Annotated in this window: 12 protein-coding genes; 7 read left to right on the plus strand and 5 right to left on the minus strand. The window is 58.4% G+C overall.

The genetic code is table 11. The features are described from left to right. Positions 1 to 287 precede the first annotated feature (287 nt). The 7 genes from NQ492_RS10835 (at position 288) to NQ492_RS10865 (ending at position 10,323) form a co-directional block, all read left to right on the plus strand. Entirely contained in the window at positions 288 to 1,613 is a 1,326-nt protein-coding gene (locus NQ492_RS10835) for a trigger factor (protein ID WP_015547553.1), read from the plus strand. A gap of 304 nt (positions 1,614 to 1,917) precedes the next feature. Next, positions 1,918 to 2,586 carry an ATP-dependent Clp endopeptidase proteolytic subunit ClpP gene (gene clpP, locus NQ492_RS10840; protein WP_015547554.1) on the plus strand — a complete coding sequence of 223 codons (669 nt, stop codon included), beginning with the start codon at positions 1,918 to 1,920 and terminating at the stop codon, positions 2,584 to 2,586. Positions 2,587 to 2,591: 5 nt separating this feature from the next. Beyond that, positions 2,592 to 3,860, plus strand: coding sequence for an ATP-dependent Clp protease ATP-binding subunit ClpX (gene clpX / locus NQ492_RS10845; RefSeq protein ID WP_015547555.1), 1,269 nt, complete (start codon positions 2,592 to 2,594; stop codon positions 3,858 to 3,860). A gap of 59 nt (positions 3,861 to 3,919) precedes the next feature. Beyond that, entirely contained in the window at positions 3,920 to 5,953 is a 2,034-nt protein-coding gene (locus NQ492_RS10850) for a transketolase family protein (RefSeq protein ID WP_044054516.1), read from the plus strand. Between the two features lie 491 nt (positions 5,954 to 6,444). Further along, positions 6,445 to 7,749, plus strand: coding sequence for a methionine adenosyltransferase (gene metK / locus NQ492_RS10855; protein WP_044054831.1), 1,305 nt, complete (start codon positions 6,445 to 6,447; stop codon positions 7,747 to 7,749). A gap of 174 nt (positions 7,750 to 7,923) precedes the next feature. After that, positions 7,924 to 9,405: a Do family serine endopeptidase gene (locus tag NQ492_RS10860; RefSeq protein WP_015547558.1), complete on the plus strand. Its 1,482-nt coding sequence runs from the start codon at positions 7,924 to 7,926 to the stop codon at positions 9,403 to 9,405. A gap of 57 nt (positions 9,406 to 9,462) precedes the next feature. Beyond that, a complete protein-coding gene (locus NQ492_RS10865) occupies positions 9,463 to 10,323 on the plus strand; it encodes a sigma-70 family RNA polymerase sigma factor (RefSeq protein WP_010266169.1) in 861 nt (286 codons plus the stop codon). Between the two features lie 55 nt (positions 10,324 to 10,378). Here NQ492_RS10865 and NQ492_RS10870 read toward each other — a convergent pair whose 3' ends face one another. The 5 genes from NQ492_RS10870 to ung form a co-directional block, all read right to left on the minus strand. After that, positions 10,379 to 10,747 carry a hypothetical protein gene (locus NQ492_RS10870; RefSeq protein ID WP_015547559.1) on the minus strand — a complete coding sequence of 123 codons (369 nt, stop codon included), beginning with the start codon at positions 10,745 to 10,747 and terminating at the stop codon, positions 10,379 to 10,381. Continuing rightward, positions 10,731 to 11,114: a GntR family transcriptional regulator gene (locus NQ492_RS10875; protein ID WP_015547560.1), complete on the minus strand. Its 384-nt coding sequence runs from the start codon at positions 11,112 to 11,114 to the stop codon at positions 10,731 to 10,733. The genes NQ492_RS10870 and NQ492_RS10875 overlap by 17 nt, the downstream gene beginning before the upstream one ends. A gap of 7 nt (positions 11,115 to 11,121) precedes the next feature. Next, positions 11,122 to 11,862, minus strand: coding sequence for a hypothetical protein (locus tag NQ492_RS10880; protein WP_022061796.1), 741 nt, complete (start codon positions 11,860 to 11,862; stop codon positions 11,122 to 11,124). Further along, positions 11,855 to 12,700 (minus strand): ABC transporter ATP-binding protein, encoded by an 846-nt coding sequence (locus tag NQ492_RS10885; protein ID WP_015547562.1) that lies wholly within the window; start codon positions 12,698 to 12,700, stop codon positions 11,855 to 11,857. The genes NQ492_RS10880 and NQ492_RS10885 overlap by 8 nt, the downstream gene beginning before the upstream one ends. A gap of 228 nt (positions 12,701 to 12,928) precedes the next feature. Then, a complete protein-coding gene (gene ung, locus NQ492_RS10890) occupies positions 12,929 to 13,591 on the minus strand; it encodes a uracil-DNA glycosylase (protein WP_015547563.1) in 663 nt (220 codons plus the stop codon). Positions 13,592 to 13,643 lie beyond the last annotated feature (52 nt).

Below are 13,643 nucleotides of genomic sequence, written 5' to 3' on the forward strand. Positions count from 1 at the left end.
GGAATTGCGTGCGGTTCGGTAAAACCTTTCGGCTGGCAAAAGGGGCGTTGCGACTCCAAAGGCTGCGGAAAAGCCGGATGGGATCAAAACGGAATTGCGCACGGCTCGGTAGAACCTTCCCCGGCAAGCGGGGGCGTTGCGGCCCCAAAGGTACGAAAAACAAACCGTATATCATAATTTGACCGTATTATTACGGGTAATGTCTTGCCGGAAATGGAATAATTTCGTATCTTTGCCTCCCGATTCTGAACGGAAATACGAAGAATAACAAATATAATTCATTCATTATGAACATTGTAAGAGAACAACGCGGCGAGAATAACTCGCTGATCCGCGTGACTGTCGGCGAGGCGGATTACGGGCAGGAGGTCGAAAAGTCCCTGCGCGAGTACAAGCGCAAGGCCAACATCCCCGGATTCCGTCCGGGCATGGTCCCCATGGGCATCGTCAAGAAGATGTACGGCAAGGGCGTCCTGGCCGAGCAGTCCTACCGTCAGGCTTCGAACGCCGTTTTCGAATATCTCCAGAAGGAGGGCATCGACTATCTGGGCGACGTGATTCCCGCGGAGGAGCAGGGCGACTTCGATTTCGACAACGCCACCGAGTTCGAATTCGTGTTCGAGATCGGCGAGGCTCCCGAGATCAAGCTGGAGCTTTCCGACAAGGATAAGCTGACCTACAACAAGATCAAGGTCGACAAGAAGATGCACGACGACTACCGTTCGAACTACCTGCGCCGCTTCGGCCGCCTGGTGGACGCCGAGAAGGTGACTTCGGACGAGGCGCTGTCGGTGACGCTTGACAACGGCGAGATGAACGTTGCGGACGCTTACGTGGGTCTGATCTCGATGGATGAGGCCGATCGCAAGCCTTTCATCGGCAAGAAGGTCGGCGACAAGATGAAGGTGAATATCAACGAACTCTATAAAAATCCCGCCCAGCGCGCCGCCTGCCTGCAGGTCAAGGAGAACGAACTGGAGGGCGTCAACCCCGAATTCGAACTGGAGATCACCAAAATCCGCAAGTTCGCCGAGCCGGAGCTGAACGAGGAGTTCTTCAAGATGGCTTTCCCGCAGGGCGGCGTCACGGACGAAGCCGGGCTGGACAAGTTCATCGACGCGCAGATCGAGGCCGAGCTGCGCCGAGAGAGCGACTACCTCTTCACGTTGCAGGTGCGCGACTATCTCGTGAAGAAGGCCGACCTGAAGATGCCCGCGGCGTTCCTCAAGCGCTGGCTCTACACGATCAACGAGGGCAAGTTCTCGATGGAGGACATCGAGAAGGATTTCGACCAGTTCCTGAAGATGTTCACTTGGAACTACCTCCAGAAGCACTTCATCAAGACCGACGGCATCTCCGTTTCGAAGGAGGAGGCGCTCTCCGAAGCCAAGGCGCTGGCCGCCTCGCAGTTCGCACAGTACGGCATGCCCTCGGCGCCGGACGACATGCTGGAGGGTTACGCCGAGAAGATTCTCGCCGACAAGGATCAGGGCCAGAAGATTTACGAGAAGCTCTATGAGGTGAAGGTCGTCGAGGATGTCAAATCGAAGGTCAAGGTAACTGAAAAAGCCGTATCTGCGGACGATTTCGCTAAATTGGCGAAGGAACTTTAAGTTTCGCGGAATTTTATCTATCTTTGGACTTTGCAGGCGTGATGTTTGCAAAGTCCTTTGTGCTTTAAGAACGCGCTTTTAGGGGCGGCTGTGGGTTTTCACGCTTCCCATCCGGTTCTGCGCTCCCGTCCGCCCGCCTGGGAGGCGGCTTTCGGGAGCGACGGGGGCCGGATCGCTTGCGGCGGTTTTCGCGCCCGCTTTAAGAAGCGGGTTTCGGGGGCGATGGGGAATCCGGAATGCTTCCGGCGGCTTGTGCGCTCCTGACCGGCAGAAGGCAGAATATGAAGAGTAAATAAATACGACTATGTCAGAATTTGAAAAATACGCACGGAACCACTGCGGGATCAGTTCGCTGAAACTGCACGATTTCCAGTCGGTAAGCGCGGCCTACGTGTCGCCTACGATCATCGAGGAGCGTCAGCTGAACATCGCCACGATGGACGTTTTCTCGCGCCTGATGATGGACCGCATCATCTTCCTCGGCGCGCCGATCTACGACGACGCGGCCAATATCATCCAGGCCCAGCTGCTGTTCCTCGAATCGGTCGATCCCGAGAAGGACATTCAGATCTACATCAACTCGCCCGGCGGGTCGGTTTCGGCCGGACTGGGCATTTACGACACCATGCAGCTGGTGAACTCCGACGTGGCGACCATCTGCACGGGGCTTGCCGCCTCGATGGGCGCCGTGCTGCTCACGGCGGGCGCCAAGGGCAAGCGTTCGGCGCTCCCGCATTCGCGGGTGATGATCCACCAGCCGCTGGGCGGCGCGCAGGGTCAGGCCTCGGACATCGAGATCACGGCGCGCGAGATTCTGAAAACCAAGCGCGAGCTGTACGAAATCCTCTCGGTCCACTCGGGCGTCCCGGTCAAGAAGATCGAGAAGGACGCCGACCGCGACTACTGGCTGTCGGCCCGCGAGGCGAAGGATTACGGACTGATCGACGAGGTGCTTTCCAAACGAGACAAGTAAACCGCATGGCACAGAATAAGAACAACAACAAGAACGGCGGCGACTGCTGCTCGTTCTGCGGCGCCAAGCGCACGGACGTGGAGATCATGTTCCAGGGTTCGGACGGCGCGAATATCTGTAACAAATGTATCGAGAACGGCTATAAGATCATCGTCGACAACGACATCGCCTCCGAACGGGGACGGCGTCCGGCGGCGGCTCCGCTCAAGATGGAGGAACTGCTCAAGCCGGCGCAGATCAAGGAGTTCCTCGACCAGTATGTCATCGGGCAGGATGCCGCCAAGCGGTATATGTCCGTGGCGGTCTACAACCACTACAAGCGGCTGCTGTACGCCCCGAAGGAGGACGAGGTCGAGATCGACAAGTCGAACATCGTGCTGGTCGGTCCGACGGGCACGGGCAAGACGCTGATGGCCCGCACGATCGCCAAGCTGCTGAAAGTGCCGTTCACGATCGTCGACGCGACCGTTCTGACCGAGGCGGGATATGTGGGCGAGGATGTCGAGAGCATTCTCTCGCGGCTGTTGCAGGTCGCCGACTACAACGTCGAGCAGGCCGAGCGCGGCATCGTCTTCATCGACGAGATCGACAAGATCGCGCGCAAGGGCGACAACCCCTCCATCACGCGCGACGTTTCGGGCGAGGGCGTGCAGCAGGCCCTGCTGAAAATCCTCGAAGGAACGGTGGTCAACGTGCCTCCCCAGGGTGGCCGCAAGCACCCCGAGCAGAAATTCATCCAGGTCGACACGCGCAACATCCTCTTCATCTGCGGCGGTGCGTTCGACGGCATCGAGAAGAAGATCGCCCAGCGGCTGAACACCCGCGCGATGGGTTACGGGCGGCTGAACGCAGATCCCATCGACCGCTCGAACCTGATGCAGTACGTCACGCCGCAGGACCTCAAGTCGTTCGGACTGATTCCCGAACTGGTGGGACGTCTCCCGGTGCTGACCTACATGCAGCCGCTGGAGCGCGCGGCCCTGCGTTCGATCCTCACCGAGCCGAAGAACGCCATCGTCAAGCAGTACAAGCGTCTGTTCGAACTCGACGGCGTGAAACTCGCCTTCGACGACGACGCGCTGGACTACATCGTCGACAAGGCCGTCGAGTTCAAGCTCGGCGCGCGCGGCCTGCGCTCGATCTGCGAGGCGATTATGATGGACACGATGTTCGACATCCCCTCGACCGATGCCCGAAAGTTCACCGTCACTTTGCCTTATGCAAAGAAAAAGATAGAAAAGGCAAATATTTTGGAACTTAAACAAGTCGGCTAATTTCTTTTTGGCTATCTTTGTCGGAAATAAACAGCTAAAACGCATAAAATACTAACTCCATGTCTACAACGAATTCAAAACTTACGCGCGTTGCCGATAATATCCGCATCCTTTCGGCCGCGATGGTCGAGAAGGCCAAGTCGGGGCATCCCGGCGGCGCTATGGGCGGCGCGGATTTCATCACGGTGCTCTTCACCGAGTTCCTGCGTTACGACCCCGATAATATGGCGTATCCCTACCGCGACCGTTTCTTCCTCGATCCGGGCCACATGTCGCCGATGCTCTATGCGACGCTCTCGCTGGCCGGGCACTATTCGACCGAAGATCTGCAATCGCTGCGCCAGTGGGGCAGCGTGACGCCGGGGCACCCGGAGGTGGACGTGATGCGCGGCGTGGAGAATACGTCGGGACCGTTGGGACAGGGCCACGCCATGGCGCTGGGAGCCGCCATTGCGGAACGCTTCATGGCCGCCCGTTTCGGCGAGTGGATGGCGCACAAGACCTATGCCTATATTTCGGACGGCGCCGTCGAGGAGGAGATTTCGCAGGGCGTGGGCCGCATCGCCGGCCATCTGGGCCTGTCGAACTTCGTGATGTACTACGATTCGAACAACATTCAGCTCTCGACGAAGGTCGACGAGGTGATGACCGAGAACGTGGCCATGAAGTACGAGGCGTGGGGCTGGAACGTGTTGTCGATCGACGGGCATAACATCAATGAGATCCGCGAGGCGCTGGTCGCCGCCGAGAGCGAGACCGAGCGTCCGACGCTCATCATCGGCCATACCGTCATGGGCAAGGGCGCCAAAGGCCCCGCCGGAGAGAGTTTCGAAAACAAAGTCTCGACCCACGGCCAGCCGCTGACGGCCGCCGGGGCCGATTTCGCCGCTACGGTGAAGAACCTGGGCGGCGATGCGGAGAATCCGTTCGCCGTCTTCGCGGAGAGCCGCGAGGTCTTCGCCGAACGTCGCGAGGCGTTGAAGGAGTGGGCCGCGAAGCAGGCCGCCGTCGAGAAGTCGTGGCGCGCGGAGCATAAGGAGCTGGCGCGCAAACTCGACGATTTCCTTTCGGGCAAACTTCCCGAAATCGACTACAAGTCCATCGAGATGAAGGCCGACGTGGCTACGCGCGCCGCATCGGCGACGGTGCTGGGCGTCTTCGCCGAGAAGATCGACAACATGATCGTGGCTTCGGCCGACCTGTCGAATTCGGACAAGACCGACGGTTACCTGAAGAAGACCAAGGCGTTCACGAAGGGCGATTTCAGTGGGAAATTCTTCCAGGCGGGCGTCTCGGAGCTGACGATGGCCTGCGTTGCGAACGGCATGGCGCTGCACGGCGGCGTGATCCCCGTCTGCGGCACGTTCTTCGTCTTCTCCGATTATATGAAGCCCGCCGTGCGCCTCTCGGCGCTGATGCGCCTGCATGTGGTCTACGTCTGGACGCACGACTCGTTCCGCGTGGGCGAGGACGGCCCGACGCACCAGCCCGTGGAGCACGAGGCGCAGATCCGCCTGATGGAGCACCTGCGCAACCACCACGACGAGCGTTCGATGCTCGTGCTGCGTCCGGCCGACGGCGATGAGACCGTCATGGCGTGGAAACTGGCCGTCGAGGAGCACCGCCCTGTGGCGCTCGTGCTGTCGCGCCAGAACATCAAGACCCTGCCGACGCTGGGCGCCATCCGCCGCGAGGAGGCTGCGCAGGTCGCCAAGGGCGGTTATGTGGTGATGGATGCCGCCAAACCCGCCGCGGTGCTGATCGCCACGGGTTCGGAGGTCGCAACGCTGGTCGAAGGCGCCGAACTGCTGGCCGCCGAGGGCATTCCGGTCCGTGTGGTGAACGTCCCGAGCGAGGGGCTGTTCCGCGACCAGCCCCGTTCGTACCAGGAGAGCGTGCTGCCTGCGGGCGTTGCGCGCTACGGCATGACTTCGGGTCTTCCGGTCAATCTCCGGGGACTGGTGGGCGAGAACGGCGTGATCCACGGTCTCGACCATTTCGGCTGGTCGGCTCCCTACAAGGTGCTCGACGAGAAGTTCGGCTACAACGGGGCAACCGTCGCCGCCGAAGTGAAAAAGATGCTCGGGAAATAGCGGAGACCGTCCGGGTTCGGCGGCAACGATTTTCGAGTTGCCGCCGAAGTGAAAAAGATGCTCGGAAAATAGCGGAGACCGTCCGGGTTCGGCGGCAACGATTTTCGAGTTGCCGCCGAAGTGAAGAAGATGCTCGGGAAATAGCGGAGACCGTCCGGGTTCGGCGGCAACGATTTTCGAGTCGCCGCCGAAGTGAAAAAGATGCTCGGGAAATAGCGGAGACCGTCCGGGTTCGGCGGCAACGATTTTCGGGTCGCCGCCGAAGTGACCTATATATAGAATGTGCAGGAGCCACCGCCCGACGCGGTGGCTTTTGTTTTGCAGATTCCGAAATTATGCCTATCTTTGCAGTCCCGTCTGTCAAGCGGGGAAATGTGGAAAGATTTGACTGATTGCAAACCACAATAAAAAATCGCTAAAACAGCACATTTTTTATTTTCAACAGCCAATTTTTCCCATTTTATACGTTTAACCATTAAAAATGTATGAAAATGGGCTTTTTATTTACATCGGAATCGGTGTCCGAAGGACATCCCGACAAGGTTTCGGATCAGATTTCCGATGCAATCCTCGACGAATTCCTGCGCCGCGACGCCAACTCGAAAGTCGCCTGCGAAACCCTTTGCACCACGGGACTCGTGGTCGTGGCGGGTGAAGTGCGCTCGGAGGCGTATGTCGATGTGCAGGGCGTGGCGCGCCGCGTGATCAACCGCATCGGCTACACCCGGAGCGACTATCAGTTCGACGGCAACTCGTGCGGCATTCTGTCGGCCATTCACGAACAGTCGTCGGACATCAACCAGGGCGTCGTCCGCGAAGCCGAGGAGGAGCAGGGCGCCGGCGACCAGGGCATCATGTTCGGCTACGCCTGCAACGAGACCCGCGAGATGATGCCCGCGACGCTGATCCTGTCGCACGTGATCCTCAAGGAGCTGGCCGTCATCCGCCGCGAAGGCGAGGTGATGACCTATCTGCGTCCCGACTCGAAGTCGCAGGTCACGATCGAGTACGACGAGACGACGAACAAGCCGCTGCGCGTGCATACGATCGTCGTCTCGACGCAGCACGACGAGTTCATCCTCCCGGGCGAGGGCCGCAGCGAGAAGGAGGCGGAAAAACAGATGCAGGACAAAATCCGCGAGGACGTGCGCACGATTCTCATTCCGCGGGTCAAGGCGCGTCTGGAGCGCGCCGGCGACCAGCTGGCCGCACTGATCGGCGACGACTACATCCTGCACGTGAACCCCACGGGCAAGTTCGTGATCGGAGGGCCTCACGGAGACACGGGACTTACGGGCCGCAAGATCATCGTCGACACCTACGGCGGCCGCGGCGCGCACGGCGGCGGCGCCTTTTCGGGCAAGGACTCGTCCAAAGTGGACCGTTCGGCGGCCTATGCCGCGCGCCACATCGCCAAGAACCTCGTGGCGGCGGGCGTCGCCGACCAGATTCTGGTCGAGTTGAGCTACGCCATCGGCATCGCGCAGCCGCTGTCGATCTACGTCGATACCTACAATTCACCCCGTCCCGCGGCGTTGGCCGGCATGACCGACGGCGAGATCGCCCGCCGCATCGGGAAGCTCTTCGACCTGCGTCCCGCGGCCATCGTGAAGCGTTTCGGCCTGAAAAACCCGATCTTCGAGGCGACGGCCTCCTACGGGCATTTCGGCAATCGTCCTTATACGAAGGTGGAGAAGGTCTGGGAGAACGGCGTCGAGACCGAGCGCGAAATCGAGTTCTTCGGCTGGGAGAAACTCGATGCCGTGGAGCAGATCAAGCGGGAGTTCGGCCTTTAGCGTCCGGATACGCTGAAAAATCGGGGCGTCCGTGCAGGATGTCCCGATTTTTGTGCGAAAAGGACATACTAACCGGACGTTATTGTGCGTTTGTCCTTCGAAATTGAAATTTAAACGTACAGCTTATGTAATGAAGTTGCCTCTGATTAATAGAACCAAAACATTTAATTCATTATGAAAAAGGCATTTTTGATTTTAGGACTCGTAGCCGTGTCGGCCGCAGCCGGCGGACTGACGGCTTGGACGGTTTCCGCGGACCGCGGAGGTTCCGTCGCATACATCGAGCGCGAGGTGGAACGTACGCCCGCGCTGGGAACCCAGTTTACGTCTTACCAGGCCGAGCAGTATCCCGACCTCACCTACGCCGCCGAGAATGCGGTGAAGGCCGTCGTGAACATCGAGGCCATCCAGCAGGTCGAGATGCCCCAGCGCCGGGGCTACGATCCGTTTCTGGAGTTCTTCGGAATCCCGCAGGATTACGGCCGCGGCGACGGAGGTCCGCAGTACCGCGAGCAGCGGGCCGGCGGTTCGGGCGTGATTATTTCGGAGGACGGCTATATCGTGACGAACAACCACGTCGTGGACGGGGCTTCGAAACTCAAGGTGAAGCTCAACGACGGGCGTTCGTTCGACGCCAAACTCATCGGCAAGGATTCGGCGACGGACCTCGCGCTGCTGAAGGTCGAGGCCAAGGGGCTGCCTACGCTGGCTTTCGGATCGTCCGATGCGCTGCGTCTGGGCGAATGGGTGCTGGCGATCGGTTCGCCGTTCGACTTGCAGTCGACCATCACGGCCGGCATCGTGAGCGCCAAGGCGCGGCAGCTGGGAGCCATTCCCAACGATTTCAGGATCGAGTCGTTCATCCAGACCGACGCGGCGGTGAACCCCGGCAACTCGGGCGGTGCGCTGGTCAACACCCACGGCGAGCTGGTGGGCATCAACACGCTGATCAAGTCGCAGACGGGAAGCTACGTGGGCTATTCGTTCGCCATTCCCGAGTCGATCGTCCGCAAGGTGGTGGTCGATCTGAAGGAGTTCGGCGTCGTGCAGCGCGCCCTGCTGGGCGTACAGTTCCGCGTCGTGGATCAGGATTTCCTCGATACGGAGGGCAAAGAGTTGGGCATCAATGATCTGGGCGGCGCCTACGTGGCCGCAGTTGTCGAGGGCGGAGCCGCTTCGGAGGCCGGAATCCGCAAGGGAGACGTGATTCTGGACATTGATGGCGTGAAAATTGTTGAGCCTTCGACGCTTCAGGAGCAGATCGCCAAACGCCGACCCAACGATACGGTTAAATTATCCGTAAAAAGAGACGGAAAGGTGAAACAATTTGACGTTACTTTGCGTAATAAAGCAGGTAAAACGGAATTGGTTACCAAGGAGGACGTCGATGTTGTCGATGCGCTCGGAGGTAAGTTCGCCGATGCGGGCGCCAAACTGTGCCGCGAACTTGACATCAAGGGCGGCGTGCAGGTGGTCGGCATCAAGGCCGACGGAATTCTGGCCCGCGCCCGTGTTAAACAGGGATTTGTGATCACTCACATCAACGACCGCCCGGTCTATTCGCTCGGCGACATGCAGCGGATGACGGAGAAGGTCCGTTCGATCGACGGCGTTTATCCCAACGGCCGTTCGGCAAGCTACACGCTGGTGGAGTAAATCGCAGCCCGGGCGGGTTTATGGATTGCAGTATTATTAGGATAGTTAGAAAAAAATATGCGTCAATTAAAGATTACAAAGTCCATCACCAACCGCGAAAGCGCCTCGCTGGACAAGTACTTGCAGGAAATCGGCAAGGAGGAGCTTATCACGGTCGAGGAGGAGGTGGAACTCGCCCAGCGAATTAAAAAAGGAGACCAGGAAGCGCTTGAGAAGCTCACCAAAGCCAACCTGCGTTTCGTGGTGTCCGTCGCCAAACAATACCAGAATCAGGGATTGAGCCTCCCGGACCTGATCAACGAGGGCAACCTCGGGCTGATCAAGGCCGCCGAGAAGTTCGACGAGACCCGCGGTTTCAAGTTCATCTCCTATGCCGTGTGGTGGATTCGTCAGTCGATTCTCCAGGCTTTGGCCGAGCAGTCGCGCATCGTGCGTCTGCCGCTCAACCAGGTGGGTTCGCTGAACAAGATCAACAAGGCGTTCGCACGCTTCGAGCAGGAGCACGAGCGCACGCCGTCGCCCGAAGAGCTGGCTACGGAACTGGAACTCCCGAAGGAGAAGGTCACCGACACGCTGCGTGTCGCCGGCCGCCACGTATCGGTCGACGCTCCGTTCGCCGACGGCGAGGACAACTCGCTGCTGGATGTGCTGGTGAATCCCGATTCGCCCAATGCCGACCGCGGGCTGATCAACGAGTCGCTGTCGACCGAGGTGGACCGTGCGTTGGAGACCCTCACGGAGCGTGAGCGCGACATCATCAAGTACTTTTTCGGCATCGGAACCTCGGAGATGACTCTCGAAGAGATCGGCGAGAAGTTCGACCTGACGCGCGAGCGCGTGCGTCAGATCAAAGAGAAGGCGATTCGCCGTCTCCGGCATTCGTCGCGGTCGAAACTCCTGAAATCCTATTTGGGATAAAGTTTATGGGATTAGAAAACCGGTCGTGTTGTATACACGACCGGTTTTTTGGTGTCTAATCTTCGTTGATCGGTTGTGGCTTGCCGTTGCGCAGGAAACTTTTCAGGTCGGGTAGTGTGACGTAGCCGTACGACGTTCCCGAAATGTAGAGCGTATCGCCGCAAATGCGTAGGGGCGTGGTCTCTGGATCGAATGGGCTCCAGAAACCGAGCGTTTGCGAACTTTTTCGTCCCCGACTGGCTTGGATGTAATTGTCGCCTTCGACCGAGAGAACGTGGATCGAAGTCTTTTCCAGTTGTGTAATGAGCGCTTTGCCCGATGCTTCGGCCCGTTTGTACTCCTTCAGGACTGCCGCGCTGTTGCCGGCGGTAAAGAGCAGGTAGGCGGCAAATGCCGTCGAGAGGATTTTATTGCTTGTTTTCATGACTTTTCCGTTTTAAATAGTTGTTGTGGAGAGTCTGCAGGTCGTTCATGTCAATGCCCAGTTCGTCCATGCGGGCGAACATGGTGTGCAGTTCGACCCGAATGAATTCGTGTCGCTGGGCTTCGAGTGTCCGAGCCTGCGAGCCTTCGGCGACGAAGAATCCCATGCCGCGGCGGATAAGGATCAGTCCGTCGCTTCCGAGTTTATCGTACGCCCGCATCACCGTGTTGGGGTTGACTTGTAGTGTCACGGCGAGTTCGCGTATCGAGGGGATGCGCTCCCGCTCGGGCCAACGGCCGGAGACGATGGCGCGGCAGGCGTGGTCGTAGATCTGGAGCCAGATCGGCTGGTTGTCGTTGAATTGCATGGCCGGATTATTTGAGAGTTTTTTCCCGGAGCTTGAAATATCCGGTCACCCAGCTTACGAGAGTCCAGTATCCGAAGATCATCGTGTAGGCGCCGTATTCCGGGAGTTGCTTCCGGAGCGGAAAAGAGAGCCTTGCGGTGTCGGAGTGTATGTTGACAGTGAATTCGGAAAAGGGAATGCGGACGAATAATCCGTCTGATGGCATCAGTACCCAGTAGTAGATGATGAAGAATAGGATGAAAGCTCCGGCGAGCAGCAGGAATATTTTCATCGGGTATTCCTTGCCCCAGCAACAGGCCAGCAGCAGCCCGGCCTGCACCGTGAAGATCGTCAGCCATGTAGGATAGATCATGATTCGGATGATGTTGCCGTCGGGGATGTCTGCCGCGGCTGTGACAGGCCACAAGACGAGGCTGAAAAGCAGGGTGGCGATAACCGTTGTGTTGAACCAGATGAAGAGGTATTTCTCCGCCGCCGTGACAGGCAGCGTGTAGGAGCGTACCATCGGCAGCCGCTTGTAGAGGTTACGGCAGCTCAAGCGGGTGACGTAATACATGAATCCCAACATCGTGAAGCAGGCGGTTACGCGGAATTCCCCCGGATCACTGCGCCATGATCCGTAAAACCACGCGAAGACAGAGAGCAGAATCAGAATTGCCAGCAGGCCGTAGCCGTAGTAGCGGGCATTTTCAACGTAATGTTTGCGTGCATATAATACAGTGCGCCGAAAAGAGATGGAGTTATTCATGATTGGTGGGATTTGTGTGAAGAATCGAGGGAATGGTCATGCGGTCGTGGGTGGTGGCTGCGAAGATCAGTTCGAGGTCCGGACGGCTTTCCCGGCCGGTCGTATTGAGGGCGATGCCCTCTTCGCCCGAGAACGAGGGGGTGCTGTAAATCGCTTTCGCGTCTGCGGGCAACGGCCCAAACGTGAGGCGGTGCGACAATTCTTCCGTGGTTGCGGCGAGCACAAGGCCCTGTTCGTCGAGGATGACGATTTTGTCGATCAGGTTCTCGACTTCGCGGACTTGATGGGTCGAGATCACGATGGTGCGTTTCTCGTCGGCGTAGGCCGCCAACAGGCTGCGTAGGATTGTTTTCGACGGGATGTCCAGACCGTTGGTCGGTTCGTCGAGTAGCAGGAACTGTGGATTGCAGGCGAGTGCGAAGGCGATGTAGCCTTTTTTGCGCTGGCCCATGGACATGTCGTGGGGATTTTGTGACGGATCGATTTCGAGTGCTTCGCAATGACTTTCGAACATTTCTGCTGAATAACCGGGGTAGAAGACACCTGTGTGTGAGGCAAAACGGCGGAGTGGAATATTCGGCAGGCTCAGTTCTTCCGGGATCAGCATCAGCCTGGACAGAAAATCCACGCTCCGCTGCCGCGGGGTGAATCCATCGACGGCAATGTGCCCTGTATCGGGTTCGAGCAGTCCGCAGATAAGTTGCAGCAGCGTGCTTTTGCCAGTGCCGTTGCGTCCCAGCAGGCCGTGGATGTGCCCTTCGCCGAACGTCAGCGAGAGATCTGCGAAAACCTTCCGGCGACGGTTGTAACCGAAAGAAACGTTTTGAAAAGCAATCATGGCTGTTATTGTTTTTGTGTATTAGTGTAGTAGTACACTACAAATATAGGGCGATAATTTTATATTCCAAATTTTTTCGGAATTTTAAAAAAAGGAAATGGCTACGCGTCTTAATGGATCGTGGCGTTTTTGTAACCGTGTGTTCGGTGGGTCTGGGGAGCAGGCTCCAACAGCATGACTGTGATCAGAAGTGCGAGTTGTCTAATTGGGTGATTCTGTTAAATGTTGTTACCACACGATCGGCTCCTTGCCCACGGAGCGGAGGTATTCGTTGGCGCGCGAGAAGTGGCGGCAGCCGAAGAATCCCCGGTAGACCGACAGCGGCGAAGGGTGCACGGCTTTGAGGATCAGGTTGCGCTGCGGGTCGGCGATGGCGCCTTTCTTCTGGGCGTAGCTGCCCCAGAGCATGTAGACGATGCCCTCTTTGCGCTGGGCGATGGCGCGCACCACGGCGTCGGTGAAGGTCTCCCAGCCGCGGCCGGCGTGCGATGCGGCTTCGTGGGCGCGGACCGTGAGCACGGCGTTCAAAAGCAGCACTCCCTGTTCGGCCCAGCGGTCGAGGTTGCCCGTAGACGGTATGGGCGTGCCGGTGTCGTCGGAGACCTCCTTGAAGATGTTTTGCAGCGAGGGCGGGAAGGGAACTCCGTCCGCGACCGAGAAACAAAGCCCGTTGGCCTGTCCGGGACCGTGATAGGGGTCCTGGCCGATGACGACCACTTTCAGGCGGTCGAACGGGCATTTGTCGAAGGCGCGGAAGATGTTGCTGCCGCGCGGGAAGATGCGCCGCGAGGCGTATTCCTGCCGTACGAACTCCGTGAGCTGCGCGAAATAGGGTTTTTCGAACTCCGGGGCGAGGAGTTCCTTCCAGTCGGGGGCTATCTTTACATCCATGTTACGAGCGGTTAAAGTCGTGTAAATGTAGTAAAAAGTTCCCGGAATGCCG

This window comes from Alistipes shahii WAL 8301 (genome assembly GCF_025145845.1).
In the GTDB taxonomy this organism is placed as follows: Bacteria; Bacteroidota; Bacteroidia; order Bacteroidales; family Rikenellaceae; genus Alistipes; species Alistipes shahii.

Excerpts from the sequence above, each read along its gene's own strand:
- NQ492_RS10865 (WP_010266169.1), top strand. The coding sequence starts at position 9,463 with ATGCGTCAATTAAAGATTACAAAGTCCATCACCAACCGCGAAAGCGCC.
- NQ492_RS10875 (WP_015547560.1), bottom strand. The coding sequence starts at position 11,114 with ATGCAATTCAACGACAACCAGCCGATCTGGCTCCAGATCTACGACCAC.
- ung (WP_015547563.1), bottom strand. The coding sequence starts at position 13,591 with ATGGATGTAAAGATAGCCCCCGACTGGAAGGAACTCCTCGCCCCGGAG.
- clpP (WP_015547554.1), top strand. The coding sequence starts at position 1,918 with ATGTCAGAATTTGAAAAATACGCACGGAACCACTGCGGGATCAGTTCG.
- NQ492_RS10850 (WP_044054516.1), top strand. The coding sequence starts at position 3,920 with ATGTCTACAACGAATTCAAAACTTACGCGCGTTGCCGATAATATCCGC.
- metK (WP_044054831.1), top strand. The coding sequence starts at position 6,445 with ATGGGCTTTTTATTTACATCGGAATCGGTGTCCGAAGGACATCCCGAC.
- NQ492_RS10860 (WP_015547558.1), top strand. The coding sequence starts at position 7,924 with ATGAAAAAGGCATTTTTGATTTTAGGACTCGTAGCCGTGTCGGCCGCA.
- NQ492_RS10835 (WP_015547553.1), top strand. The coding sequence starts at position 288 with ATGAACATTGTAAGAGAACAACGCGGCGAGAATAACTCGCTGATCCGC.
- clpX (WP_015547555.1), top strand. The coding sequence starts at position 2,592 with ATGGCACAGAATAAGAACAACAACAAGAACGGCGGCGACTGCTGCTCG.
- NQ492_RS10870 (WP_015547559.1), bottom strand. The coding sequence starts at position 10,747 with ATGAAAACAAGCAATAAAATCCTCTCGACGGCATTTGCCGCCTACCTG.
- NQ492_RS10885 (WP_015547562.1), bottom strand. The coding sequence starts at position 12,700 with ATGATTGCTTTTCAAAACGTTTCTTTCGGTTACAACCGTCGCCGGAAG.
- NQ492_RS10880 (WP_022061796.1), bottom strand. The coding sequence starts at position 11,862 with ATGAATAACTCCATCTCTTTTCGGCGCACTGTATTATATGCACGCAAA.